A 25275-nucleotide genomic window follows, 5' to 3' on the forward strand; every position below is an offset into this window, starting at 1 on the left:
GGCCCGGCGGACTGCATCCGCGAGCGGCTGGCGGCGGCTTTCGGCCTGCCTGTGGCCAGCCCGCCGCACGCCGCCGTGGCCAACGCCGTGGGCGCGGCCCTGACCCTGCCCACGGCCGGGCTGGAAATTTACGCGGACACGGGCCGGGGCCTGCTGCGCGCGCCCGCCCTGGATCTGGAGGAGCGCATCAACAGGGGCTTTACTCTGGACGCCGCCGAGCGCCGCGCCGGGGAACTGCTTGCGGCCCACCTGGCCGCCGAGGGCGTGCCGGATGCGGCCGTGGAAGTGCTGGAGGCCGACCTTTTCGCCACCCTGGACGACAGCGGCTACGGCTCCAAGGACATCCGGGTGGCCTGCCAGGTCGTGCCGGGCATTGCCGGGAGGTTATAGGGGAAGCGCCGATTACTGGTCTTTTTGCCCTCTGCCGGCGCCGGGCTCACTTCACGCGAAGGTCGAATCTGTTTGAATATGCTCCCTCCGCCCGCAGTTCGCCTGTCTTGGCAGAGAACAAAAATCCTCACTACTCGGCGTTTCCCCAAGATGTCCCCATGTTGAAATGCTCTGATGCCGTACGACTGCCGCCGGCTGACTGAACCCTATGAAAAGCGAAGCGTTTCAGATCTAGAGCATTTTCACTTTGAAATTGCTCTAACGCCGCACACGGTACGGCGTGGTTTCCGCCGGAATGCCAACTTTGAAATTTGTAAAATTTCAAAGTTAATCTGCTCTAGTTTGCTCTTGGGGAGAAAGCGCATGACCGCCTCGTATATCCTGGCTCTGGACCAGGGCACCACCAGCTCGCGGGCCATTCTGTTCGACCGCCGGGGCCGCATGCTCCAGGTGGCGCAAAAAGAATTCACCCAGATCTATCCCCGGCCCGGCTGGGTGGAGCACAGCCCGGACGAGATTTTCGACACCCAGGCCCATGTGGCCCGCGACTGCCTCAAGCAGGCCGGGGTGCAGGGGCATGAGCTGGCCGCCGTGGGCATCACCAACCAGCGGGAAACCACCGTGGTCTGGGACCGGGCCGGCGGCGCGCCGGTGTATAACGCCATCGTCTGGCAGGACCGCCGCACCGCCGCTGTCTGCGACCGGCTGCGTGCCGAAGGCAAGGCTGAAATCATCCGTCAAAAGACCGGCCTGGTGCTGGACGCCTATTTCTCCGGCACCAAGATCGGCTGGATTCTGGACAACGTGCCCGGCGCGCGGGCCAGGGCCGAGGCGGGCGAGCTGCTCTTCGGCACCGTGGATTCCTGGCTGATCTGGAATTTCAGCAAACGCGGCGCGCATCTCACCGACCCCTCCAATGCCAGCCGCACCTTGCTGTTCAACATTCATACCGGCCAATGGGACGACGAGCTGCTGGACATGCTGGGCGTGCCGCGCGCCATGCTGCCCGAGGTTGTTCCTTCCTCCAGCCTCATGGCCCGCGTCCATCCCGAGTTTTTCGGCCACCCCGTGCCCGTGGCGGGCGCGGCGGGCGACCAGCAGGCCGCCGCCTTCGGCAATGCCTGCCTGCACGAGGGCATGGTCAAAAACACTTACGGCACGGGCTGTTTCCTGCTGCTGAACACCGGCGCGCGGCCCAGGGAGAGCCGGAACAACCTGCTGGCCACCGTGGCCTGGGAAACGCCGCGCGGCAGAAGCTATGCCCTGGAGGGCAGCGTTTTCGCGGGCGGGGCCGTGGTCCAGTGGCTGCGCGACGGCCTGGGCTTCATTCGGGATTCGTCGGAAATGGAAGGGCTGGCCGCCAGCGTGCCGGACAACGGCGGCGTCTATCTGGTGCCCGCCTTCACGGGCCTGGGCGCTCCGCATTGGGACCAGTATGCGCGCGGCATCCTGGTGGGTCTGACCAGGGGCACGGAGCGCGGGCACATTGCCAGGGCGGCCATTGAGGCCATCGCTCTCCAGACGCTGGACGTCATGGAGGCCATGCGGGCGGATGCCGGTCTGGATCTCAGCCTGCTGCGCGTGGACGGCGGGGCCAGCCGCAACAATATGCTCATGCAGTGCCAGGCCGACCTCACCGGCGTGGCCGTGGAACGACCGGTGGTTACGGAAACCACTGCCCTGGGGGCCGCCTGCCTGGCGGGTCTGGCCGTGGGCTTCTGGCAGGACGAGGAGGAAGCGGCCTCCCTCTGGCAACTGGACCGCCGCTTTGAGCCAAAAATGCCTGAGGAGCGGCGCGCCGAGCTGCTCCACCACTGGCGCCGGGCCGTGGAGCGCTCCCGCCGCTGGATCGAGACCGAGGAGTGAAGCCCGCATGCGGATAGTTCTTTTTGAGCCCGAAATCCCTCCCAATACCGGCAATGTGGCCCGGCTCTGCGCTGCCACCGGTACGGAGCTGCACCTCATCGAACCCCTGGGCTTCAAGCTGGAAAACCGCTATCTCAAGCGCGCCGGTCTGGACTACTGGCCCAATGTGCGCCTGTTCACCTGGCCGGACTGGCGGGTTTTCGCGCAACGTCCCGGCAGGCCCGCGACGGAGCGCTGGGTCATGACCTCGGCCAAGAGCCGCCACGGCAGCGCGCCTGTGCAGCATTTCGCCTTCCAGCCGGAAGACAGCCTGATCTTCGGCCCGGAAACGCGCGGCCTGCCTCCGGAAATGCTGGACGCCTCGCCGCATCATGTGCGCATCCCCATGCGTGAGGGCGGGGTACGCAGCCTGAATCTCTCCACCTCGGCGGGCATTGTGCTGTATATGGCTCTGGCCGCCAGCGGCCTGCTGGAACAATGGACCTGAGCCTCCTGCGGTCTTTGTTCCCGTACTCGGTGTGGGACTGCTGGTGGCTGGCCCCCGTGGCCCTGCTGCTGGATCTCCGGCTGGGCGATCCCGCCTTGCCCTGGCCGCATCCGGTCTGTTTCGCGGGCCGTCTGCTGGGCCGCCTGGAAGGCCCGGCCCGGCGCTGGATGCGGCGCGGCGGCGCGGCAGGCGAAAAACGGCGCGGGCGGCTGGCGGGGCTGGTCTGCCTGTTTTTGCTGACCGGCGTGAGCGGTCTGGCGGTCTGGCTGCTGATTTCGCTGCCGTTGCTGGGGGTGCTGTCGGCCGTGTATCTGGCCTGGGCCGGACTGGCCATGGGCAGCCTGCTGGATACGGGTAGGGAAGTGTTGCGCCGGGTGGAAACATACCCCGAGCCTGAAGCGCGCGAGGCCCTGTCCTGGCTGGTCAGCCGGGATACCGGCCGTATGGACCGTCCGCTGATGCGCAAGACCCTGGCTGACACCCTCTCGGAAAATTTTACCGACGCGCTGCTGGCCCCGTTTTTCTGGCTCTTGCTGGCCGGTCCCGTGGGCCTGTGGATGTACAAGGCCGTAAGCACCACGGATTCCATGTGGGGCTATCTGACGGAGCGCTGGCGCTGGCTGGGTTGGGCCGGGGCCCGCGCCGACGACTGCCTGGCCTTCATTCCCGCGCGCCTTTCCGTGGGGGCTTTACGGCTGACGGATGTTCTGCTGCGCTGTCTGAGGCCCGCGGCGCGGATCTGGGACGGTTCATGGCCGGGCTTACGGCTGGTGGCCCGGCAGGCGGTGGGCATGCCCAGCCCCAATTCCGGCTGGTCCATGACCGCCTGCGCCTGGCTCTGCCGGGCGCGCATGGCCGGGCCTTCGGTCTATTTCGGCGCACTGGTGGGCAAGCCCTGGCTGGGACCGTCGCGTGAATCCGCCGCCCCCTGGGACCGCGCCCGCCTGCTGGCCTTGTGCGCGCTTATGCGCTATAGCGCCCTTTACGGCGGCCTGTCGCTCTGGCTGGCCTGCCTCTTACTCCGTTTTTTCTTTGCCTGAAGGATGCTCCATGTTGCTGGCCGTATTGTATGCCTTTTGTCTGGCTGTGGGCTTTCTGACCGGGGCCACCGGCGTGGGCGGCGTGCTGGTGCCGCCCGCCCTGGTGCTGTTGAGCGGGCTTGAAACCCATACGGCTATGGGCACGTCCCTGGCCGCCATGTTTTTTCTGACCCTTCTGGGCACCTGGATGTTCTGGCGGCTGGGCCTGATCCGCTGGCGCGAGGCCCTGCCCCTGGTCCTCGGCGGCGGTCTGGCGGGCTGGCCCGGCGCCTGGTGCAACGCCCGTCTGGACGCCGGGCCGCTGATCTACATTCTGGGCGCGGTCATTGTGCTGGCCGGGCTGTGTGCCCTGCGGCCGCCGACGGCCCGCGACAAGGGCAATCTCTTCTGGCATGGAAAGGCGGGCCTGTTCGGCATCGGCGCGGCCACGGGCTTTGTGGCCGGGCTCACCGGCGTGGGCGGGGGGGTGCTCTCCGTGCCCTGGATGATCATTGTGGGCTATGCGCCGCTGACGGCCGTGGCCCTGTCCATGCCTTTCCAGGTGCTGGCGACCCTGTCCGGCTCCCTGGCCAATGTGACCGGGGGCTATCTGGATTACAACCTGCTGCCCGGCGTGACCCTGGCCTGTCTGTTCGGCTTCTGGCGGGGCGTGGCCGCGGCCCGGCGCATGTCGCCCCTGCTGCTGCGCCGGGCCATCGGCGTGGTCTGCTGCGCTTTGGGCGTTTTTTTGCTTGTGCGCCAGCTCATGTCTTAGCATACTCCAGCCATGAATATAGCCGCCGTATTCATCCGCCGTCCGGTCGCCACCGCCCTGCTCATGCTGGGCATGCTCTTTTTCGGCGTTACCGGCTACCTTTCCCTGCCGGTGAACCAGCTGCCCAACGTGGACTTTCCCACCATCCAGGTCATGGCCGACCTGGCGGGCGCGGACCCGGAGACCATGGCCGCCTCCGTGGCGACGCCCCTGGAAAAGGAATTTTTCACCATCGCGGGCATTGATTCCATTTCCTCGGTCAATGCCGTGGGCCGTACCCGCATCACCATCCAGTTCGCCCTGGACAGGAATATCGACGCGGCGGCCCTGGACGTGCAGTCGGCCATCGGTCTGGCCCAGCGCCGCCTGCCCACCAGCATGACCACGCCCCCCAGTTTCCGCAAGGTCAACCCGGCGGACATGCCCATTCTCTATCTGCGCGTTTCCTCGCCGACCCTGCCGCTGTACCAGCTCAACGAATACGCGGATACGCTCATCGGCCAGCGCCTGTCCATGGTGGAAGGCGTGGCCCAGGTGGTCATTTACGGCCAGAAGAAATACGCCGTGCGCGTGCAACTGGACCCGGACGAGCTGGCCTCGCGCGGGCTGGGCATCGACGAGGTGGCCGACGCCGTGGCCGCCGCCAACTCCATGCTGCCCACCGGTTCCCTGGAGGGCGAGCAGCGGGCCAGCTCCATCAAATCCTCGGGCCAGCTGCTCAACGCCCGGGCCTTCCGCGACACGGTGGTGGCCTACCGTAACGGCGCGCCCGTGCGCCTGCGCGATCTGGGCACGGTGGAAGACAGCGTGCAGCAGGACAAACAGATCTCCTGGAGCAACGGCGGCGTGCCCAGCATCACCCTGGCCGTGGAGCGCCAGCCCGGCACCAACACCGTGCAGGTGGTGGACGCCATCCGCAAGCTGCTGCCCGCCCTGGAGCGCCAGGTGCCGCCTTCGGTCAAGGTGGACGTTTTTTACGACCGTTCTGAATCCATCCGCGAATCCGTGGCCGACGTGAAGTTCACCCTGGTGCTCACGGTTTTTCTGGTGGTGCTGGTCATCTTCATCTTTCTGCGCAATCTCCCGGCCACGGTCATTCCCAGCCTGGCGCTGCCTATGTCCGTGATTTCCACCTTCGCGGTCATGGCCATGCTGGGCTACAGCCTGGACAATCTCTCGCTCATGGCCCTGACGCTCGCCGTGGGCTTTGTGGTGGACGACGCCATCGTCATGCTGGAAAACATCGTCCGCCACCAGGAAATGGGCAAGGACCCCCTCAGGGCGGCTTACGACGGCTCGGCGGAAATCGGCTTCACCATTGTCTCCATGACCATCTCCCTGGCGGCGGTCTTCATTCCCGTGCTGTTCATGGGCGGCATCGTGGGGCGGCTGTTCCGAGAGTTCGCGGTGGTCATCATCACGGCCATCCTCTGTTCCGGCGTGGTTTCGCTCACGCTCACGCCCATGCTCTGCGCCTATTTCCTGAAAGCCGGGCAGAAGCACAAGGCCGGATATGAGGGCATGTACGGCAGGCTGGAACGCATGTTCGACTGCCTGGCGGCGGGTTATGCCCGTTCGCTGGATTACGTGCTGCGCCATCGCCTGGCCGCGCTCGGCGCCTCCCTGGGCCTGCTGGTCCTGACCATCTGGCTGGGCGTGGTCATGCCCAAGGGTTTTCTGCCCGCCGAGGACATGGGCTTTCTGGTCGCCAGCACCGAAGCGGAGCAGGGCGTTTCCTTCCAGGGCATGGTGGAGGCCCAGCACAAGCTGGATACCCTGCTGGAAAAACAGCCCCATGTCTCCATGTTCAACTCCGTGGTGGGCATTGTGGGCTCCAGCCAGAGCATGAACAACGGCATTCTGCTCATGCACCTCAAGCCTCATGACCAGCGCCCGAACATCGAGACCGTGGCCCAGCGCCTGCGGCGGGAGCTGAACACCTCCCCGGCCCTGCGGGTTTTTGTGCGCGTGCCCCCGGCCATCAATATCGGCGGGCGCTCCTCCAAGGCTCTCTATCAGTATACCCTGTCCGGACCGGACATGGCGGCCCTTTACGACAGCGCCCAGAAGGTGGAGGAGGCCCTGCGCAAGCTGCCCGAAATCCAGGATGTGAACAGCGATCTGCAGCTCAAGAACCCGGAGCTGCGCGTGACCATCGACCGCAACCGGGCCGCCGCTCTGGGCGTGAGCCCGCAGCAGATTGAGCTGGCCCTGCAATCGGCCTACGGCTCGCGCGAGATTTCCACTATTTACGCGCCCACCAATGACTACAAGGTCTTTGTGGAACTACAGAAGCGCTTCCAGCAGGACAGCTCGGCCCTGTCCCGTCTGTATGTGCGCTCCAAAGACGGGGATCTGGTGCCTCTGGACACCCTGGCCAAACTCTCGCCCGGCGTGGGACCTATCGCCGTGAACCACAACGGGCAGTTCCCGGCCGTGACCATCTCGTACAATCTGCGGCCCGGCGTGGCTCTGAGCCAGGGCGTGGGGGCAGTGGAAGCCACGGCCCGGCCTTTGCTGCCCGATTCGGTGACCGCCGAATCCCAGGGCACGGCCCAGGCCTTTCAGAATTCTCTTCAGGGCATGGGCTGGCTGCTGATCCTGGCCATTGTGGTCATCTATCTGGTGCTGGGCATCCTCTATGAGAGCTTCATCCATCCCCTGACCATTCTCTCCGGTCTGCCTTCGGCGGGTTTCGGCGCGCTGGCGACGCTCTGGCTGTTCGGCCTGGAACTGGATCTCTACGGCTTTGTGGGCGTGATCATGCTGCTGGGCATTGTCAAGAAAAACGCCATCATGATGCTGGACTTCGCCCTGGAGGCCCAGCGGCGCGACCCCTCGATTACGCCCCTGGCCGCCATTACCGAAGGCTGTCACGTGCGCTTCCGGCCCATCATGATGACGACCATGGCCGCGCTCATGGGCGCGCTGCCCATCGCCATCGGCATCGGGGCCGGGGCCGAGGCCCGGCGGCCTCTGGGCCTGGCCGTGGTGGGCGGCCTGTGTTTTTCGCAGATCGTGACCCTCTACATCACGCCGGTGTATTACTATTATATGGAAAAGTTCTCCCGCCGCCTGAACCGCAACTACGGCGGGCGGTTCCATGACGGCGGAGCGGAGGCCAGAGCCGATTCCGGCGCATGATGCACGAGGTTACTGTGAAAAAGATATATGTTCTTCTGCTGGCGTTGCTCTGCGCCGCCCCGGCCGGGGCCGCCGAGAGCACACGCTGTTTCAATGCCGACGGCCCCAAACTTTCCGTGCAGTCTGGCGTGGTGCGCGACGGACTGCGCCTTCTGCTGCGCGTGCCCGGACTCAGGGGGGACAACTTTCTGCGCGCGGCGCGCAACTACGTCAACAGCGAGTCGTCCTGGAAAGCCCCGCGAGGCTATACGATCACGCGCGTGGCCCTTAAAAACTGCGGCGCCGAACTCCTGCACAAGGACGGCGAGCCCCGTGAGCGGGCGGTTTTGCTGTTGCACGGCGGGGCCTATATCCTGAAACTTTCCAATATCTACCGCGGCATGGCCGTGCGCTATTCGCGCATGGCCGGGGATGCCGACGTGTTCAGCCCGGACTATCGCCTGGCCCCGAAACACGTCTTTCCGGCGGCCCTGGACGACGCCCTGGACGCCTGGAACTGGCTGCTGGCCCAGGGCTACAAGCCGGAAAACATTCTGGTGGTGGGGGACAGCGCGGGCGGCAATCTGGCTCTGGCCCTGACCCTCAGTCTGCGCGACGCGGGCAGGCCGCTGCCCCGCGCCCTGGTCTGCATGTCGCCGTGGACGGATATGACCGGCTCGGGCGAATCGCACATCAAAAATGCGGATATTGATCCCATTTTCGGCAACAATCCCGAATATATGCCGCCCAAGGACGGGGCCATGCCCAAGACCCTGCCCTTTATCTTGAGCTATGTGGGCAAGACAGACCCTAAAAATCCCTATCTTTCCCCGGTCTTCGCCTCCTACACGGGCTTTCCGCCCATGCTGATCCAGGTGGGCACGGACGAAATTCTGGAAAGCGACTCCGAAATCGTCTACCGGCATGCCGTGGACGCGGGCGTGGACGCCACCCTGACCCGTTATTACGGTTTGTTCCACGTTTTCCAGATTTTCGGGGACGCCCTGCCGGAAAGCAGGCACGCCTGGGGAGAGGTCAGACAGTTCATCGCCCTGAAATTTCTTGCCCCGCTGCCGCACTGACATGTCGACGCCCATGCCTGAAACGCCCGCTGCGCGCTGCCGCCGTTGCGGAGAATGCTGCCTGCGCGGCGGCCCGACGCTGATGCGCGAGGATGCCCCCCTGTTGGCAGGGGAGGGGGCTTTGCCTTTGGAGGCCCTGGTCTGCCTGCGGGCCGGAGAGTGGGCGCGTGACGACGCGCGCGGCGTGTTGCGGCCTCTGGACAGGGAACTGCTTAAATTGGCGGGCACGGGCGAGCCCGGCCACCCCTGGCGCTGTCTGTACTACAGGGACGGCGCGGGCTGCGGCATCTACGCCCGGCGTCCCGTGCAGTGCCGCGTTCTGCTCTGCGCGGACACCGCCCCCCTGGAGGCTTTGCTGGCCAACAGGCAAAACCTGGGCCGTTGCGCCGCCCTGGAGGTTTGGGCGGAGGCTTTGGCGGGTGCCGGGCCGGGGCTGCCGTCCGCCGCGCGCGCCTGCTGGCCGGAACTGGCCGGAGCCCATGACGAGGCCTGCCCTGCGGGCAAGGCTCTGGCCCTGGCGTCGGCTCTGGGCTTCCGGCCCCGCCTTGCGCCCGCTCCGGCCCCGCTCGCGGAGGAAGATCGGGAAGCCGCGCGCGCCGAACTGGCGGAGCTGGTCCGTTACGATGCCGCCTTCCGCGAACTCTGCGCCACGCGCGGCCGCGTGCCCGCGCGGGTGTTGCCTTTTCTGTTGGGCAGGCCGCTGGCGGCCCTGCTGTGGGACGTGGGCCTGCGGGTGGGATAAACAGCTTGGGCAATTGAATGGACAGAGCGAAAAAGAAAAATACTCTTGCGCCAGCCTTCCCGCAAAACCAGCTCCCCGCTCACTTGCCGACTGTCTCGGCCGCGTTCGCGGGAATGAGGAAAGAAGACTCACTTACGGACGCAAATGAATATCCGACGATTGAGGCATTCATTCGATTGCCCTGCGGGACAAGCCGCGCCCGGTTGACAGAAGCCCGCGCCCGCCCTACCTTTGCCGCAACCAACTCCCGATCACGACAGTAACTTTACTAAGGATGTAGTCATGCCTTTGTGCAGCGTTGAAGAAGCCGTTGCCGACATCCGGCAGGGCAAAATGGTCATTCTGGTGGACGATGAGGACCGCGAGAACGAGGGCGACCTGACCATGGCCGCCGAACACGTCACGCCGGAAGCCATCAATTTCATGGCCCGTTTCGGGCGCGGCCTGATCTGCCTGCCCATGGCCCCGGAACTGACCGACCGCCTGCAACTGCCTTTGATGACCCAGCGCAACGGTTCGCGTTTCGGAACCAATTTCACGATTTCCATTGAGGCCCGCGAGGGCATTTCCACCGGCATTTCCGCCGCTGACCGCGCCGCCACCATCAAGGCCGCCGTGGCGGACAACGCCCGGCCCGAGGATATCGTTTCGCCCGGCCATGTTTTTCCGCTCCGGGCCAAAGCCGGGGGCGTGCTGTCGCGCACCGGCCAGACCGAGGGCAGCGTGGACCTGGCCCGCCTGGCGGGCCTCAAACCGGCGGCCGTGATCTGCGAGATCATGCGCGACGACGGCACAATGGCCCGCATGCCGGACCTGGAGAAATTCGCCGCCGAGCACGATATCAAGATTGCGGCGGTCAGAGACATCATCCGCTACCGTTTGGAACGCGGCCAGGTTTCCGTGCGTTGCGACGCGCACGCCCATTTGCCCAGTCTGTACGGCGACTTCACGGTCTATGCCTACGAGAGCGAACTGGAGCCCGGCACCCATCTGGCCCTGGTCAAGGGCGACATCAGCGGGCCGGAACCCGTGCTGGTGCGCGTGCACAGCCAGTGCCTGACCGGCGATGCCCTGGGCTCGTTGCGCTGCGATTGCCGGGGACAGCTCGGCGCGGCCCTGCGCCAGATCGAACAGGAAGGGCGCGGGGTGCTCCTCTACATGCGCCAGGAAGGGCGCGGCATCGGCCTTGCCAACAAGATCCGGGCCTATGCCCTGCAGGACCAGGGCTACGATACGGTGGAGGCCAACCGCATGCTGGGCTTCCCCGACGACCTGCGGGATTACGGTACCGGCGCGCAGATCCTGGTGGATCTGGGCATCCGCAAGATCCGCCTGCTGACCAATAATCCCAAGAAAATCGTGGGGCTTTCGGGCTACGGCATTGAAATCGTGGAGCGCGTGCCCATCGAAATCGAATCCTGCCCGGAAAATGAAGCCTATCTGCGCACCAAGAAAGAGAAGATGGCGCACCTGCTGAGCGGCATCCGCTGCCATTAGGGGCTTTGGCACTATGCCTTTTTGCCCGCGCGCTGCGTTAGGTTTCACCTGCTTTTTCAGTCGAGTGCCAAAAGAGTACACTCCTTCAAAGCAGGCTTATCTTTCTTGCGGGCGAACAAAAATTTTATAGTGTCAACAGCCCCTAGTCTGTCTCTGGCCTGTCTGTTCCCGGCGCTGATTGTATTTCATGCCCGGATTTCCCATGGGAAATCCGGGCATGGCGTTTTTGAGCGTTTGCGGGTAACTAACAGACATGGCGCGCGTTCCGGGGCACGGAGTGGAACGCGCCTGCCGGGTCGAATGCCTGAGTTACGGCCCTGCATCCCGGAGGGAGGACCACCGGGAGAAAACAATGAAGATACAAGAGCTGATCAAAACCCAGTCCGAGCTGCTGTGGCGGTTCATGGGTTTCTTCCAGAGCCCCTTTCTGCGCGTGCTGCATGCGCTGGTGGTTCTTTTCGTCATCCTGCAGCTATGCAGCAGCACGTTGATGCGGGTAACGCCGGACGGAGCTTCCTGGACGGCCTGGTATCACATGCTGGAGGGGATGAGCCTGTGCGTTCTGGGCGTGATTGTCGCGGCCTACAGCCTGGGCAAGCACGGCCTGAAATATTTTTTCCCCTATCTCTGGGGCGACGTGGATCAGATCCGCAAGGACCTGATCGCCAGCCTGCACGGCCGGCTCGTGGCGCCCCGGCCCGGCGGCCTGGCTACTTCCGTACAGGGCCTGGGCCTGGGCGCGTTGCTGCTGACCGCCTTTTCCGGCCTGACCTGGTTCTTGCTCTGGCGGGACGGTTCTCCCGCCGCGCATGGCTGGCGCGTGACGCACGAGTGGCTCGCCTGGCTGGTAATCGTGTACTTCATCGGCCACGGCGGCATGGCCTTGCTGCATTTCTTTGTCTGGCAGCGGCAGGTGGCGAAAAAGTAAGGGAAGCGCTGATTACTGATCTTTTTACCCTCCGACCGCGGTTCGCCGTGCTCCAGCCGTAGCCGTGAACGGCTCAAGCAAGCCGCTGACGCGGCAACGGCTTACGCCCTTGATCGAGACAGAAATCTTCATTAATCAGCGCTTCCCCAACCGTTTTTTCGGAGTCCCGGTCCGCTTCAAGGCATCGCGATTCCGGAAAATCGCCGCGCCTTGCATCCACACCGCCCACGGGCGGTGTTTTTGCATCCGCACGGGCATTGACGAAAGGGCTGTTCGGCTCCATATGTAAATAAGAATAATTCTTTTTAAAGGGAAAGGGCGAGGCATGAAGTACTGGCTTTTCAAGACGGAACCCGGCTGTTTTTCCTGGCAGGACCTGGAGAATTCTCCCGATCAGACCTCGCCCTGGGACGGGGTGCGCAACTATCAGGCCCGCAACTTCATGCGTGCCATGCGGGTGGGCGATCTGGGATTTTTCTACCACAGCGGGCAGCAGCCAGGCATTGTGGGCATTGTGGAAATTGTGCGCGCGGCCTACCCGGACGCCACGGCCCAGGACCCGGAGAATCAGCATTTCGACCCCAAGGCCACGCCGGAAAAGCCCATTTGGGAAATGGTGGATGTGCGCCTGCGCCGCGCCCTGCCGCATCCTTTGAGCCGCAAGGAGTTGGCTGCCTGGCCCGAGTTGTCCGGCATGGAACTGATGAAGCGGGGCAGCCGCCTTTCCGTGCAACCCGTGGACGCCAAAGCCTTCGCCTTCATTTGCAACCTGGCCGGGATCCAGCGCCCTTGACCCTTCCGGTCGCAAGCCGCGTGCCGCGCGGGCATGCCTGTACAGCGGCCGCCGGGCGAGGTCGGGTCATTGCGAGCGGCTCCAGCGCCGCTGAAGTTTGCTGCTATGTTGATGGTGATACCACTGCATTTTTTTGGAAAGTCCTCTTTGCAAAAATGACAAAGCAGGCTATACAGTCACATTGTGCAAAGAATCCCAAGCGTTGGCGCGGTTTCCGCGCTCCGGGACCGGACTTTCACAGTTTTCGGGCCGCGCCGTGCGCGGCCTGTTCCCGTAAGGCAATGCGACAGCGGAAAGGTCCGTTGTTCCGGCGGTTGCGGACAGGCTCCCAGTGTCTGATTTTTCAAATGAAACACACAGAACCCGTAGGGTATCGCGGCGGCGTAGCCGCCGTGAGCCGGCGAAAACATGGTTTTTCGCCGGCGATTCCGCGAAAATTGAGGGCATGACCAGGCTCGAAATTTTCGCGATCAGACATCGGGGCGGCTCCGCCGGGGCAAAGGCCGACGTCCCGCAAAGGGCGAATCGTCCATTTGCGGAATGTTTCAGGATACGATGATGCGAGAGCGTGCAAGGAGGCTCTATGGCAAGCCAGGCGTTGATCAAGGATTTTGAGGACCTGATCGGCAAGGAAAATGTGTTCACTTCCGAGGCCGACCGCCAGAGTTATTCATTTGACTCGGCGGTGCTTGAACCCGTGGTTCCGGCGATGGTGCTCCGGCCCACGACCACCGAGCAGCTGGGCCTCTGCGTCAATAAACTTTATGACAACGGCATTCCCATGACCGTGCGCGGCGCGGGCACCAACCTGTCCGGCGGCACCATTCCGGACCACAGCGATACCGTGGTGGTCTTGACCACCGGCCTGAACCGCATCCTGGAGATCAATTCCAATGACCTCTACGCTGTGGTGGAACCGGGCGTGATCACCGCTGACTTCGCCGCCGCCGTGGCCAAGAAAAATCTCTTCTATCCGCCGGATCCGGGCTCCCAGGCCGTGTCCACCATCGGCGGCAATATCGCCGAGAACGCGGGCGGCCTGCGCGGCCTCAAGTACGGCGTGACCAAGGATTACCTCATGGGCGTCGAATTTTTCGACGCCACGGGCGAGGTGGTCAAAACCGGCTCGCGTACGGTGAAATGCGTCACCGGCTACAATCTGGCGGGCATGCTGATCCAGTCCGAGGGCACACTGGGCGTCATTTCCCAGGCCATTCTCAAGCTGGTGCCGCCGCCCAAGGCCTCCAAGGCCCTTATGGCGGTCTTCGACGACATGCAGAACGCCGCCGAGGCCGTGGCCGGGATCATTGCGGCCCACGTGCTGCCCTGTACCTTGGAATTTCTGGACAACAACACCATCGTGCGCGTGGACGACTTCACCAGGGCCGGTCTGCCGCGCGACGCGGCGGCCATCCTGCTCATTGAGGTGGACGGCCACCCCGCTCAGGTGGCGGACGACGCTGAGGCCGTGGAGCGCGTGCTCAAGGAAAACAAGGCTGTGGCCGTGCATGTGCCCAAGGACGCGGCCGAGAAATTCAAACTCTGGGAAGCCCGGCGCATGGCCCTGCCGGTGCTGGCCCGCTGCCGTCCCACCACCGTGCTGGAAGACGCCACCGTGCCCCGTTCGCAGATCCCGGCCATGATGAAGGCCGTCAACGACATCGCGGCCAAATACAAGGTGGAGGTGGGTACCTTCGGCCATGCCGGCGACGGCAACCTGCACCCCACCTTTCTTTGCGACAAGCGCGACGCCGAAGAGTTCAAGCGGGTGGAGGAGGCCATCGACGAAATGTTCGACACGGCCATCAGGCTCCAGGGCACCCTCTCGGGCGAGCACGGCATCGGCACGGCCAAGGCCAAGTGGATGGAAAAGGAAACCTCGCGCGGCACGATCCTGTTCTCACAGCGGCTGCGCCGCGCCCTGGACCCCAAGGGCCTGCTCAATTCCACTAAATTAGTGGGGATTTAGTTCATGAACAATCTGCACGAATTGGCCCAGCGCCTCATGGCGCTGGACGACAGGATCACCGCCTGCATGAAGTGCGGCATGTGCCAGTCGGTCTGCCCCATGTTCGGGGCCTCCGGCAAGGAAGCCGACGTGGCGCGCGGCAAGCTTTTCCTGATCAACAATATGGCCCATGAGCTGCTCAAGGACCCCGAGGCCCTGGCCGACAAGCTCGGCCGCTGTCTGCTCTGCGGCTCCTGCCAGGCCGCCTGCCCTCCGGGCGTGAAAATCATGGAAGTCTTCATGGAGGCGCGCGAGCTGGTCAACGCCTATATCGGCCTGCACCCGGTGAAGAAAATGGTTTTCCGCACTCTGCTGGCCAAGCCCGGCCTGTTCAACTTCGCCATGCGCGTGGGCGCGCCCATGCAAGGCCTGATCTTTCGCAAAACCGGCGACGCCCAAGGCACGGTCTGCGCGCCCATGCTCAACTTCATGCTGGGCGACAGGCATATCCGGCCGTTGGCGAAAAAGCCCCTGCACGCCGTTTACGGCGCGCTGGACGAGCCCCGGCCTTCCCGGTCCGAAGGCGGCCTGAAAGTGGCTTTTTACCCGGGTTGCCTGGGCGACAAGATGTACACGGACATGGCCGAAGCCTGCCTCAAGGTGTTGCGTCACCACAAGGTGGCGGTCTTCATGCCCGTGGGCCTTGCCTGCTGCGGTATTCCCGCGCTGTCCTCCGGCGACGCCGAGGGCATGATCAAGCAGATGAAGGTCAATCTTGAAGTGCTCGGCAAGGGTGATTTCGACTATTTGCTGAGCCCCTGCGCTTCCTGCACCTCCACCATCAAGGAGCTCTGGCCGCGTTACGCCGGACGCCTGGGCAGCCTGGAACAGAAACAGGCTGAAAAACTGGCGGAAAAGACCATGGATATCAACGCGTTTTTGGTGGACGTGCTCAAGGTGGAAGCAGCGGCTGCCTCTGGCGATGCCGTGCCCGTCACCTATCACGATTCCTGTCACCTCAAGAAATCGCTGGGCGTGACCGCGCAGCCGCGCGCGGTCATCGCGGCCAACCCCGGCTACAAGCTCACGGAAATGGAAGAGGCCGACCGCTGCTGCGGCTGCGGCGGTTCCTTCAACCTTTTCCACTACGATTATTCACGCCGGATCGGCCAGCGCAAGCGCGACAATGTGGTTGCCACGGGCGCGCAGGTAGTGGCGGCGGCCTGTCCGGCCTGCATGATGCAACTGGAGGATGTGCTTTCGCACAACAACGACCCCGTGCGGGTCAAACATCCGGTGGAAATCTACGCGGAAAGCCTGAAGTAGGCGTCAGGCTCCGTATCGCCCCCCGGCGGCGGTGGAATGCGAACAACGTTCCGCCGTCTGCCGTTCGGCGCGCTTCACGCTGTATATCCGTTCAAGTCAAAAGGTGTTAACGCCGTTCAAAGGAGTACGCTATGCCCCCTGTGAACCCGGAACTGGTAGAGGCCTTCAGCGCCAAAGCCGCCATAGTCAACGCCGTGGTGCAGGAAGTGCCGTCCATGGCGGCGGCCCTGCAGTATGTGGTGGATGTCTGTGAAAACAAAGCCCCGGCCGAACTGCTGGCCGACGAGCCCGGCGTGCAGCAGGGCCCGCTGGGCCCCAACAAGGTGCCCACCCGTGTGCAGCGCATTGTGGCCGCGCCGGACCTTGACGACGAGGATTTCGCCGCCCTGGCCCTGGCCTGCGAGGAAAAGGGCTTTGCCTGCCTGCGCAACGGCCTGCGCAACCATCTGGCCGGCATCGACGTTGGCCTGTCCCGCGCCGATCTCGGCGTGGCCGGCAGCGGCACCTGCATGATGAACACGGATAACGAGGACGTGCGTCTGGCCGGCATGATCTCGGAAATCCACGTCATCCTGCTGCGCAAGTCCGACATTTATCCCGATCTTCCTTCCATTGCCCAGCTTCTGCGCGAACGCATGAACGCCGCGCCCGCCACGTACACCACGCTGATCACCGGCCCGAGCCGCACCGCGGACATCGAGCGGGTGGGCGCTGTGGGCGTGCACGGCCCGCTGGAACTGCACATCATTCTTCTGGAGGACTGAGGCCATGCATGAAGCCCCCAAATCTCTTTCCGATTACCGCAAGCAAATCGATGAGGCCCTGCAGGACGATTTTCTGCGCCGCACTCTGGACACCTTTGCCGTGTCCTACCGGGCCAACCGCGAAGCCGTCTTCCAGGAAGTGGACGAGCGCGGCCTCATCGCCAAGATAGCCGAAGCCAAGGACTACGCCTGCCAGCACATGGAGGAACTCTACCAGCAGTTCAAGGAGCAGGCGGAAAAGCGCGGCGTGCACGTGCATCGCGCGGCCACGGCCAAGGAAGCCAATGAGATCATCGCCCGCATCGCCAAGGAAAACGACGTCAAGCGGGTGGTCAAATCCAAATCCATGACCGCCGAGGAAATCCAGCTCAATCCCGCACTGGAGGCCGAAGGCCTGATCGTGGACGAGACGGACCTGGGCGAATGGATCATCCAGCTGCGCCATGAAGGCCCCTCCCACATGGTCATGCCCGCCATCCATCTTTCGCGCTACCAGGTGGCCGACGACTTCACCAAGGCCACGGGCGAAAAGCAGGACACCGACGTCCAGAAGCTGGTCAAGGTGGCCCGCGTGCAGTTGCGCCGCAAGTTCATCGCGGCGGACATGGGCGTCAGCGGCTGCAACTTCGCCGTGGCCGAAAACGGGGCCGTGTCCACCGTGACCAACGAGGGCAATGCCCGCATGGTCACCACCCTGCCGCGCGTACATGTGGCCATTGCCGGTCTGGACAAACTGATCCCCACCCTGGACCAGGCCCTCACCGCCCTGCTGGTGCTGCCGCGCAACGCCACGGCCCAGCGCCTGACCTCCTATGTGACCTGGATGTGCGGGGCCGGTCCCTGCGCTTCCGCGCCGGGCAACAAAAAGATCATGCACGTGGTCTTTCTGGACAACGGCCGTACCGAAATCGCCAAGGACCCGCTGTTCTCGCAGATTTTCCGCTGCGTGCGCTGCGGCGCCTGCGCCAACGTCTGTCCGGTGTTCCGCCTGGTGGGCGGCCACAAGATGGGCTACATCTACATCGGCGCCATCGGCCTGATCCTGACCTATTTCTTCCACGGCAAGGACAAGGCCAAGGTGCTCTGCCAGAACTGCGTGGGCTGCGAATCCTGCGCCAATGTCTGCGCGGGCGGCATCGACCTGCCGCGTCTGATCCGCGAGATCCGCAGCCGGGTCACGGAAGAGCAGGGCGGCGGAGCTCAGGCGGCTCTTCTGGCCTCGGTGATGAAAAACCGCAAGCTTTTCCACAGCCTGCTCAAGTTCGCCAAATACGCCCAGAAACCCTTTACCGGCGGCACGCAGTTCCAGCGTCATCTTCCGGCCATATTCCTGGGCAAGCACGGCTTCAAGGCCTTGCCCGCCATTGCGAACAAGTCCTTCCGCGACCGCTGGCCGGAAATCGCGCCCAAGGCCCAGAATCCCACCATGCGGGTGGCCATCTTCAGCGGCTGCGCCCAGGATTTCGTCTATCCCGAGCAGCTTGAAGCCTGCGTGAAGATTCTGGCGGCCAAAAACGTGGAAGTGGAATTTCCCATGGAGCAGACCTGCTGCGGCCTGCCCCTGGAAATGATGGGCCAGCGCAAAACCTCGGTGGACGTGGCCAAGCAGAACATTCAGGCCTTTGCCGTGGGCAAGTACGACGCCATCATCACGCTTTGCGCCAGTTGCGCGTCGCATCTGAAGCACACCTATCCGAAAATCCTGGAGAATGAGCCGGATATCCTGCCCCAGGCCAAGATTTTCGCGGACAAGGTTATCGACTTCAGCTCCTTCGTGCGCGACCGCCTGGGCCTCAAGCCCGAGGACTTCACCAATTCCGGCGAAAGGGTCACCTACCACGCCTCCTGCCACCTCTGCCGGGGCCTGGGCGTCAAGGAGGCCCCGCGTGAACTCATCGCGGACGCGGCCCAGTACGTGCCCTGCGAGGAGGAAGAAGTCTGCTGCGGCTTCGGCGGCACGTATTCCATGAAATTCCCGGAAATCTCGGCCCAACTGCTGGACAAGAAGCTGAAGAACGTCCGTGAAACACGCGCCGCCCGCCTGGTGGTGGACTGCCCCGGTTGCGTCATGCAGCTGCGCGGCGGCGCTGAAAAGACGGGTCTTAACGTCAAAGTGCAGCACATCGCGGAACTTCTGGCCGAAAACCTCAAACGTTAGTGCGGCGCGCCACGGAGGCAGGGGCGCCGGGGGCTCCCGTTCCGGGAACCCCCGGCCGCGCCGAAAAAAACCTCAAATAAGGGCACGCCGTTGCAAAGAAAAAAGCGGCGTGCCCTTGCGTTTTTATAGCGTTTTACGTTATCGATGAAGAACTGGTATCAAAGGTGCTCTGTTCCGCGTGCCGGCGCGGAGGGGGCGGGATCGGCCTGGAAAAAACGCCGGATGTTTTCCGGCGGAGGAATGGCCTAGGGCAGTTCACGCATGACGTGCGTCAACTGCTCCGGTCCCGCGGACCCGGTTAACTAAGGGAGGTTTTCATGTCTATTGGAATGCTGGCGTTACTGGCGGTCATCCCCATTGTGGCGGCCCTTGTCCTGATGGTGGGTTTGCGTTGGCCCGCCACACGGGCCATGCCCGTAGCCTGGCTCGCCTGCGTGATCTGCGGCCTGATCGGCTGGAATCTGGACGTCATGTATCTGCTGGCGCTTTCCCTGCAAGGCGTGGTGGTGGCCGTGGGCGTGCTGATTATCGTCTTCGGCGCCATTCTTATTTTGTACACCCTGGAAAAAAGCGGGGGCATGGAGACCATCCAGCACGGCATGCAGAATGTAAGCCGTGACCGGCGCCTCCAGGCCATCATCATCGGCTTCATGTTCGGCGCGTTCATCGAAGGCGCGGCGGGCTTCGGCACACCGGCGGCCCTGGCCGCGCCCCTGCTGCTCGCCCTGGGCTTCCCGGCCATGGCGGCCGCGGTGATCTGCCTGGTCTTTAACAGCGTGCCCGTGACCTTCGGCGCGGTGGGCACGCCGGTCATCGTGGGCTTCGGCTTCCTGAAAGGCCCCGTGGCCGAAGCCGTCGCCAACAATCCCAACCTCCCTTTCACCACGTATGACGGTTTCTGCAAAGCCGTGGGCCAGTGGGCCACTTTCATGCATGCCCCCATGGCCATCATTCTGACCATCTTCATGCTCGGCTTCCTGACTCGCTTCTTCGGCGCGGAAAAGTCCTGGTCCATCGGCTTCCGGGCCTGGAAATACTGCGTGTTCGCCGCGGTCTGCTTCCTGATCCCCTATCTGCTCTGCGCCTGGCTGCTCGGGCCGGAATTCCCCAGCATGCTCGGCGGCCTGCTCGGCCTGGCCGTGGTGATCTGGGGCACCAAGAAAGGCTTCTGCGTGCCCAAGGACGTCTGGGGCTTCGCGCCGCACAGTGAATGGGACCCCTCCTGGTCCGGCACCGTGCCTTTGAACACCAAGACCGAATTCCAGGCCCACATGAGCCAGTTCATGGCCTGGTTGCCCTATGTGATCATCTGCGCTCTGCTGGTCATCTCCCGTATTCCCCAGCTGGGCCTCAAGGCCTGGCTCACGGCCCAGAAGCTGAACTTTGTCGACATCCTGGGCTTCAAGGGTGTCAGCGCCAGCATTGATTACCTCTACGTGCCCGGCACCTTCTTCATCGTGGTGGCCCTGCTGACCATTCTGCTGCATAAGATGCCCGGCTCCGCCGTGAAGGACGCCTGGGCCGAGAGCTTCCGCAAGATGAAGGCCCCGACCATCGCCCTGATCTTCGCCGTGGCTCTGGTGTCCATCTTCCGCGGCTCCGCCACCAACCCGCTGGGCGCGCCCTCCATGCCCTTGGCTCTGGCCCAGGCCGTGGCCGCCGCCGCCGGCAGCGTCTGGCCCATGCTGGCCGCTTTCGTGGGTGGCCTCGGCGCGTTCATCACCGGTTCCAACACGGTTTCCGACCTGATGTTCGGCGAATTCCAGTGGGGCATGGCCGCCACCCTGCACCTGCCCCGCCAGATCATCGTGGCCGCCCAGGCCGTGGGCGGCGCCATGGGCAATATGATCTGCGTGCACAACATCGTGGCCGCCTGCGCCGTGGTGGGCCTCTCCGGCCGTGAAGGCGAGGTGCTCAAGCGTACCTTCTGGCCCTTCATGCTCTACGGCGTTGTTGTGGGCATCATCTGCTGGGTGCTCATCGCCATGAATCCCAACGTGTTCTAAAATCTGATCCACAGGCGTCCGGCCCCGTACGGGGCCGGACGCCTGTGGGCCTTGCCGACGCTATGCCTTTTTGCCCTCCTGCCGCGTGCGGCAGCCTCGGTCGAGTGCCAGATCTCTGCTGTCCTTATTCGTAAGCAGCTTCGCTGTAACGGCTGAGGCAAGAGTACACTTCCTCAAAGCAGTTTTCTCTTCCTTGCGGGCGAACAAAAATTCTATAACCTTGACAGGCACTGGAGCGTTGACAACATCAACGCGGTCAAAAATCAGAAGCAGGTCACGGCGTTGCCGTGCCGCGAGCTGCCCGAAGGGTGCCCGGCAAGTTTTTCTGAAAACGAGCCGATGGCGGCACAAGCACCGTGCAAGCGGGGTTTGCCATCAGTCTGAGAGGGGCGGCCATGATCCATTCTCTGCTTGCCATCTGCGTGGGCGCGTCGGCCGGGGCCGTCTTGCGCTGGCTGCTCGGCCTGGCGCTGAACCCCGTCTTTCCGACCCTGCCCTTGGGCACCCTGGCCGCCAACTGGCTGGGGGGCTATATCATCGGCCTGGTGCTCAGCATTTTTGCCTTTTTCCCTTCGCTGGGCGCGGAATGGCGCCTACTGGTGGTGACGGGCTTTCTGGGCGCGCTGACCACCTTCTCCACCTTTTCCGCGGAAGTGGCGACCCTGATTCAGCAGGGGCGATTGTTCTGGGCCGGAGGAGCCGTGGCGCTGCATGTCTGCGGTTCTCTGGCCATGACTTTTCTGGGCATGGGCACCTTTGCCCTGATCCGCTGTCTTTTGGGCTCGTGGCGCTGACAAGTCGTCTTTTGCTGTCGGCCCTGAAGCGCTACGACGGACATCGCGTGAACACCCGTGAATGACGTGCACTGCGGGCGGGCAAGGCGGAACGCGCAAGCCGCGGGGAATGGGTTCATTCTCAAGACACATTCATCTGAGGAAGGAGGCGGGCATGCGGGGCTGGCAACTGACGTTTTACACGCAGCAGGGCCGCAGCCACGGCACGCGCAGCATTGCCGAATGGCTGGTGGCGGAGGCAAAGGCTCTCGGCATCAGCGGCGCGACCATGAGCACGGCCCAAGGCGGTTACGGACGAGACGGCAGGCTGCATTGGGCCAACTTTTTCGAGCTGTCCGAGCAGCCGCTGGAAGTGACCATGGCGCTCAGTGACGAAGCGGCGGAACGCCTGCTCGCCCGCATTGCGGCCGAAGGCCTGCGCATTTTTTATACCAAAGTGCCGGTGGAGTTCGGCATTACCGGCGAAAAATAGGCGCGCTTCTGATGTTCCAGAGCGCGCCTGTCATAAGAATCTGTCCGGGAAAGCATGGCCGCTGTGGCGGTCATGGGCGGAAAGGCGCGGGATTGCCTTGGCGGCGAGTATTCAGAATCTCATGAACGGCAGCGTGTTCTTTGCCGCGCACTACACGCCAACGGGCACTGCCGCCCCTATTGGGAACAATGTCAATACCCAGAGCGGCGCAAGGAGACCCTTGCTCCGCTTGCCGTCAGATTTTTCTTCTCTGATTTTTTCAGGCTGGACCGGCTGTATCACGCCTAAGGCATTGTACCCCTGAAACAGCAGCATCCGCTGCAATCCTTCCCGACGCGGCCGCTTTTTCGCCATATTTCGCTCAGAAGCCATAAGAGCGCATGATCCCAGGCGTTTTTCCCGGCCGCGTGAGGAGGGCTTATGCCCGGCAGGCTCTAGTGCGCCGGCAGCGACGGAATACGCCACCAATACCAGAGGCTGACCAGGGTATTGTCCTGAGGCTGCCACTCGCCGCAATGCTCAAAATGGTGCAGAACCTGCTGCTCAATGGGGCTCAGAACCCGGTCCGGGTTTTCATGCTGCCTGAGGCGGAAGAAGATGGCCAGGCATTCAAAAAGACTGAAACAGTCTTCATCGCCGGCAATACCCGCTCCCAGCAGCTTGACGAATTCCTGGTAGAACGGATTGGTCTCAGGTACGCACGCGTCAAAATCCGCCACATTTTCTATGAGGAATTTCAAGCCCTGGCAGAACAGCAATTGGGTCGGCTCCGATGAAACATGCGCCAGACGGGCCGAGTACAGTTTTTCCATATCGTTCAGATATGTGGAAAGGGGCATGGTTTCGCTCCTGTGCGGGTGAATTCTGCTGGATTATAGTCAAACTTTTATAAAAATCCAGTTTTTATTTGTTTTACGATATTTCTGGAAAATCAAATAAATAGCTCAAGTTCGGCGGCAAAAAGCCCGCCGTCTCCACTTCGCCCTGAACTAATTCAGGCTACGGCGGGGTTGCAGATACTGCGGCTGAAAAAACAGACGGTACCTTTTTGCCGGGGAAAGATGGGCCGGCTTAGCTACTTGCCCTTCAATGGAGAGAGGCTTGTCGGAAAGACCGAAGGGCTGAAGTTGGTCCGGCGAGGGCGCGGCGCGCGCGAAACCTTCGCCTGTAAGATAAATCACCGGCATGCTGCTGGCGGCGCTGCCCGCCATCAATACCGTGCCGCCGGTCAACAGTCCGCCGTCGGCGGCGTCCCGCGCCGCAGTGGCGTTGAGCAGGCTGGGCATACGGACATCGGTGCGGCGCAGCACATCCAGAAAATCGTTGCCCGTGCGTCCCACAAAGGTCAGCAGGGAGGAACCGTCGCCGGATACCAGCAAACTGACCGGCATAGTGCCCCCATGAATGCCCATATATGTGGGCCGCGCTCCGGCGGGCATGATTACCCAGCCGTCGGCGGCCTTCACCCCGCTGTCCACAGCCGCCGCGCACATCCCCGGAAACGCCGGTGCCGGCAGCAGGCATAGCATGCAAATGATCAGTATCTTCATGCTGTTATACGAACCCCAGCTGGTTTTGAGGGCGTCTTTCCCTACGCCCGTCGCCGGACCCGGTCAGAAATGGATAGATATATATCCCGGGGAGCGGTTTTCTGGCCCCACGGACCGTCGTCCGGTATAAAACCGGCTTTGAAAGCATCTATGTACTGTGGAGAGGCTAGTGATTCGCACTAGCGTTGTCAAGCCGCCGGTACCTTTCGCAACGCGGCTCAGCGAGAGCGGTGCTGCCGTGGACGCGGCGCGGGCGCGGGGAGCTGCGGCGCGGGCGGAGGCGGCGGCGTCAGGTCCGGCGGCGGGGGAATGACGGGCAGATTTTTACCGCTGCCCAGAACATGAAGAAAAAAGTCGCTGAGGGCGTCATCCATGTGCCGGTGAATGGCCCGGCGCTCCTCCGGGCTCACGGAGCGGCAGAGTTCGGGCAGCTCAGCGGCCAGGGCCTCCGGGCAGGGAGACATCAGCGCGCCGGTATCCGCGCCCGGAAGACTGAGATAGCGAGCCTTGCCGTTCAGCAGCCGGGCAATGGCATCGGCGTGCAGGGACGGGCGGTTCATGGCGTCGCTTTCGGCGGCGATCAGCAGCAGCGGCGGGTAAAAATAGCGGAAGGACGCGGGGCTGAACAGCATGCCGAAACTGGGGGCGGCAGCGGCCACGGCCTTGATCCGGGGATCGGCCAGGCTTTCCGTCAGCGGCAGGCTTTGGCAGATGGCGTTTACCCGGTCCCTGGCCCAGCGGTTGCAATACATATCCCGGCGTCCGGCTTTTGCGCAGTATTCCGGCCAGGAGGCGCAGTCAGGCAGGGCCCCGCCCAGCAGCAGGGCGGCGGTGCCCCCCGTGCCGAAGCCCAGCAGGCCGATGCGGTTTTTATCAATGCTGGCGGCAAGCTCCTGGTCGGCCAGCAAAAGGTCGATGGTGGACGAAAGTTCTTTGGCCCTGGTTTCCAGCTGCCGCCAGGTGAAAAGCAGGCTCATATTGTCCATGCAGTCTTGGGAATGGGTGGGCGCGGCCACCACAAAGCCGCAGGAAGCCAGCCAGGCGGCTGTGTCATGGTAGGAAAAACGCGTGCCCGGCGACGCGTGGGACAAGAGCAGCAGGGGAAAGCGCCCCTCCACCGGCTTGCCGTTACGCGCGGCGGCAATGGTCCAGGGCGCGTAATTAAGTTCGCGCGGGGGCCGGAGGCTGGGATACCAGATATTGACGTCCAGGCGCAGATTGGTGTCCGCCGACCACTGTCCCAGCGTGCGGAAGCCTACCTGGTAGGAATCGGCCGCCGCGGCGCTGCCTGCCGGGACAGCCGACAAAAGAAAAAACAGCAGCGGAATGAAGAGCCGGATGTGGTATGGTGAAAATGCGCGCCGCCCCGGCGGACGTTGGCGTCCGCACCCGAGGGCGGAGCACGCGCCGAGAAGAGGCGGATGGGCAAAGGGGGTCTGTTCTGAGAGATATCGGGGCATAGGCGTTGTTGTGCCACAAGCCGGCTTGCGGTACAAGAGTGGGGCCGGAACGGGGCGGAGTGCCCGCCGCGAAACCGGCAGGCAAGGAGATCATC

At 63.5% G+C, this 25275-nt stretch carries 20 protein-coding genes and 1 pseudogene; 18 read left to right on the top strand and 3 right to left on the bottom strand.

Features of this window, described 5'->3' with window-relative positions; translation table 11 throughout:
* The 18 genes and pseudogenes from HMPREF1022_RS18555 to HMPREF1022_RS09030 form a co-directional block, all read left to right on the top strand.
* Nucleotides 1-390, top strand: a pseudogene (locus HMPREF1022_RS18555) (hydantoinase/oxoprolinase family protein); the annotation flags it as partial.
* 363 nt (nucleotides 391-753) lie between these two features.
* Nucleotides 754-2256, top strand: a complete 1503-nt coding sequence (glpK, locus tag HMPREF1022_RS08950) for a glycerol kinase GlpK (protein WP_009302851.1) — start codon at nucleotides 754-756, stop codon at nucleotides 2254-2256.
* A gap of 7 nt (nucleotides 2257-2263) precedes the next feature.
* Entirely contained in the window at nucleotides 2264-2743 is a 480-nt protein-coding gene (locus tag HMPREF1022_RS08955) for a tRNA (cytidine(34)-2'-O)-methyltransferase (RefSeq protein ID WP_009302852.1), read from the top strand.
* Nucleotides 2734-3783, top strand: coding sequence for a CobD/CbiB family cobalamin biosynthesis protein (locus HMPREF1022_RS08960; protein WP_009302853.1), 1050 nt, complete (start codon nucleotides 2734-2736; stop codon nucleotides 3781-3783). Before HMPREF1022_RS08955 ends, HMPREF1022_RS08960 begins: the two co-directional genes overlap by 10 nt.
* Nucleotides 3784-3793: 10 nt before the next feature.
* Nucleotides 3794-4537 (top strand): sulfite exporter TauE/SafE family protein, encoded by a 744-nt coding sequence (locus tag HMPREF1022_RS08965; RefSeq protein ID WP_009302854.1) that lies wholly within the window; start codon nucleotides 3794-3796, stop codon nucleotides 4535-4537.
* Between the two features lie 12 nt (nucleotides 4538-4549).
* Nucleotides 4550-7681: an efflux RND transporter permease subunit gene (locus tag HMPREF1022_RS08970; protein WP_009302855.1), complete on the top strand. Its 3132-nt coding sequence runs from the start codon at nucleotides 4550-4552 to the stop codon at nucleotides 7679-7681.
* A 14-nt stretch (nucleotides 7682-7695) separates the two neighbouring features.
* Nucleotides 7696-8742: an alpha/beta hydrolase gene (locus tag HMPREF1022_RS08975; RefSeq protein WP_232221581.1), complete on the top strand. Its 1047-nt coding sequence runs from the start codon at nucleotides 7696-7698 to the stop codon at nucleotides 8740-8742.
* A 13-nt stretch (nucleotides 8743-8755) separates the two neighbouring features.
* Nucleotides 8756-9484, top strand: a complete 729-nt coding sequence (locus tag HMPREF1022_RS08980; RefSeq protein ID WP_198005342.1) for a YkgJ family cysteine cluster protein — start codon at nucleotides 8756-8758, stop codon at nucleotides 9482-9484.
* A gap of 282 nt (nucleotides 9485-9766) precedes the next feature.
* On the top strand, nucleotides 9767-10981 hold the full coding sequence (locus HMPREF1022_RS08985) for a bifunctional 3,4-dihydroxy-2-butanone-4-phosphate synthase/GTP cyclohydrolase II (RefSeq protein WP_009302857.1): 1215 nt from the start codon (nucleotides 9767-9769) through the stop codon (nucleotides 10979-10981).
* 352 nt (nucleotides 10982-11333) lie between these two features.
* Entirely contained in the window at nucleotides 11334-11909 is a 576-nt protein-coding gene (locus HMPREF1022_RS08990) for a cytochrome b/b6 domain-containing protein (RefSeq protein ID WP_008681978.1), read from the top strand.
* Nucleotides 11910-12234: 325 nt separating this feature from the next.
* Nucleotides 12235-12702, top strand: a complete 468-nt coding sequence (locus tag HMPREF1022_RS08995; protein WP_008681973.1) for an EVE domain-containing protein — start codon at nucleotides 12235-12237, stop codon at nucleotides 12700-12702.
* Between the two features lie 583 nt (nucleotides 12703-13285).
* On the top strand, nucleotides 13286-14671 hold the full coding sequence (locus HMPREF1022_RS09000; RefSeq protein ID WP_009302858.1) for an FAD-binding oxidoreductase: 1386 nt from the start codon (nucleotides 13286-13288) through the stop codon (nucleotides 14669-14671).
* Between the two features lie 3 nt (nucleotides 14672-14674).
* The gene (locus tag HMPREF1022_RS09005; protein ID WP_008681968.1) at nucleotides 14675-15976 is read left to right on the top strand and encodes a (Fe-S)-binding protein; all 1302 of its coding nucleotides are present in this window, start codon (nucleotides 14675-14677) and stop codon (nucleotides 15974-15976) included.
* A gap of 131 nt (nucleotides 15977-16107) precedes the next feature.
* Nucleotides 16108-16740, top strand: a complete 633-nt coding sequence (locus HMPREF1022_RS09010) for a LutC/YkgG family protein (RefSeq protein WP_009302859.1) — start codon at nucleotides 16108-16110, stop codon at nucleotides 16738-16740.
* Between the two features lie 4 nt (nucleotides 16741-16744).
* A complete protein-coding gene (gene ldhH, locus HMPREF1022_RS09015) occupies nucleotides 16745-18898 on the top strand; it encodes an L-lactate dehydrogenase (quinone) large subunit LdhH (RefSeq protein ID WP_009302860.1) in 2154 nt (717 codons plus the stop codon).
* A gap of 317 nt (nucleotides 18899-19215) precedes the next feature.
* Nucleotides 19216-20904, top strand: a complete 1689-nt coding sequence (locus HMPREF1022_RS09020; RefSeq protein WP_008681962.1) for an L-lactate permease — start codon at nucleotides 19216-19218, stop codon at nucleotides 20902-20904.
* 395 nt (nucleotides 20905-21299) lie between these two features.
* Nucleotides 21300-21698 carry a fluoride efflux transporter CrcB gene (gene crcB, locus HMPREF1022_RS09025; RefSeq protein ID WP_008681960.1) on the top strand — a complete coding sequence of 133 codons (399 nt, stop codon included), beginning with the start codon at nucleotides 21300-21302 and terminating at the stop codon, nucleotides 21696-21698.
* A gap of 154 nt (nucleotides 21699-21852) precedes the next feature.
* Nucleotides 21853-22170: a DUF190 domain-containing protein gene (locus HMPREF1022_RS09030; protein ID WP_009302861.1), complete on the top strand. Its 318-nt coding sequence runs from the start codon at nucleotides 21853-21855 to the stop codon at nucleotides 22168-22170.
* Nucleotides 22171-22604: 434 nt separating this feature from the next.
* Here HMPREF1022_RS09030 and HMPREF1022_RS09035 read toward each other — a convergent pair whose 3' ends face one another.
* The 3 genes from HMPREF1022_RS09035 to HMPREF1022_RS09045 form a co-directional block, all read right to left on the bottom strand.
* Entirely contained in the window at nucleotides 22605-23009 is a 405-nt protein-coding gene (locus HMPREF1022_RS09035) for a hypothetical protein (protein WP_008681954.1), read from the bottom strand.
* Nucleotides 23010-23159: 150 nt separating this feature from the next.
* Nucleotides 23160-23663, bottom strand: a complete 504-nt coding sequence (locus HMPREF1022_RS09040; protein WP_232221582.1) for a hypothetical protein — start codon at nucleotides 23661-23663, stop codon at nucleotides 23160-23162.
* Nucleotides 23664-23938: 275 nt separating this feature from the next.
* Nucleotides 23939-25027 (bottom strand): alpha/beta hydrolase family protein, encoded by a 1089-nt coding sequence (locus HMPREF1022_RS09045; protein ID WP_232221583.1) that lies wholly within the window; start codon nucleotides 25025-25027, stop codon nucleotides 23939-23941.
* Between the last annotated feature and the right edge of the window lie 248 nt (nucleotides 25028-25275).

The sequence above is a fragment of the Desulfovibrio sp. 6_1_46AFAA genome (assembly GCF_000224635.1).
In the GTDB taxonomy this organism is placed as follows: domain Bacteria; phylum Desulfobacterota; class Desulfovibrionia; order Desulfovibrionales; family Desulfovibrionaceae; genus Desulfovibrio; species Desulfovibrio fairfieldensis.

Excerpts from the sequence above, each read along its gene's own strand:
- glpK (WP_009302851.1), top strand. The coding sequence starts at position 754 with ATGACCGCCTCGTATATCCTGGCTCTGGACCAGGGCACCACCAGCTCG.
- HMPREF1022_RS08955 (WP_009302852.1), top strand. The coding sequence starts at position 2,264 with ATGCGGATAGTTCTTTTTGAGCCCGAAATCCCTCCCAATACCGGCAAT.
- HMPREF1022_RS08960 (WP_009302853.1), top strand. The coding sequence starts at position 2,734 with ATGGACCTGAGCCTCCTGCGGTCTTTGTTCCCGTACTCGGTGTGGGAC.
- HMPREF1022_RS08965 (WP_009302854.1), top strand. The coding sequence starts at position 3,794 with ATGTTGCTGGCCGTATTGTATGCCTTTTGTCTGGCTGTGGGCTTTCTG.
- HMPREF1022_RS08970 (WP_009302855.1), top strand. The coding sequence starts at position 4,550 with ATGAATATAGCCGCCGTATTCATCCGCCGTCCGGTCGCCACCGCCCTG.
- HMPREF1022_RS08980 (WP_198005342.1), top strand. The coding sequence starts at position 8,756 with ATGCCTGAAACGCCCGCTGCGCGCTGCCGCCGTTGCGGAGAATGCTGC.
- HMPREF1022_RS08985 (WP_009302857.1), top strand. The coding sequence starts at position 9,767 with ATGCCTTTGTGCAGCGTTGAAGAAGCCGTTGCCGACATCCGGCAGGGC.
- HMPREF1022_RS08990 (WP_008681978.1), top strand. The coding sequence starts at position 11,334 with ATGAAGATACAAGAGCTGATCAAAACCCAGTCCGAGCTGCTGTGGCGG.
- HMPREF1022_RS08995 (WP_008681973.1), top strand. The coding sequence starts at position 12,235 with ATGAAGTACTGGCTTTTCAAGACGGAACCCGGCTGTTTTTCCTGGCAG.
- HMPREF1022_RS09000 (WP_009302858.1), top strand. The coding sequence starts at position 13,286 with ATGGCAAGCCAGGCGTTGATCAAGGATTTTGAGGACCTGATCGGCAAG.
- HMPREF1022_RS09005 (WP_008681968.1), top strand. The coding sequence starts at position 14,675 with ATGAACAATCTGCACGAATTGGCCCAGCGCCTCATGGCGCTGGACGAC.
- HMPREF1022_RS09010 (WP_009302859.1), top strand. The coding sequence starts at position 16,108 with ATGCCCCCTGTGAACCCGGAACTGGTAGAGGCCTTCAGCGCCAAAGCC.
- ldhH (WP_009302860.1), top strand. The coding sequence starts at position 16,745 with ATGCATGAAGCCCCCAAATCTCTTTCCGATTACCGCAAGCAAATCGAT.
- HMPREF1022_RS09020 (WP_008681962.1), top strand. The coding sequence starts at position 19,216 with ATGTCTATTGGAATGCTGGCGTTACTGGCGGTCATCCCCATTGTGGCG.
- crcB (WP_008681960.1), top strand. The coding sequence starts at position 21,300 with ATGATCCATTCTCTGCTTGCCATCTGCGTGGGCGCGTCGGCCGGGGCC.
- HMPREF1022_RS09030 (WP_009302861.1), top strand. The coding sequence starts at position 21,853 with ATGCGGGGCTGGCAACTGACGTTTTACACGCAGCAGGGCCGCAGCCAC.
- HMPREF1022_RS09035 (WP_008681954.1), bottom strand. The coding sequence starts at position 23,009 with ATGCCCCTTTCCACATATCTGAACGATATGGAAAAACTGTACTCGGCC.
- HMPREF1022_RS09040 (WP_232221582.1), bottom strand. The coding sequence starts at position 23,663 with ATGTGCGCGGCGGCTGTGGACAGCGGGGTGAAGGCCGCCGACGGCTGG.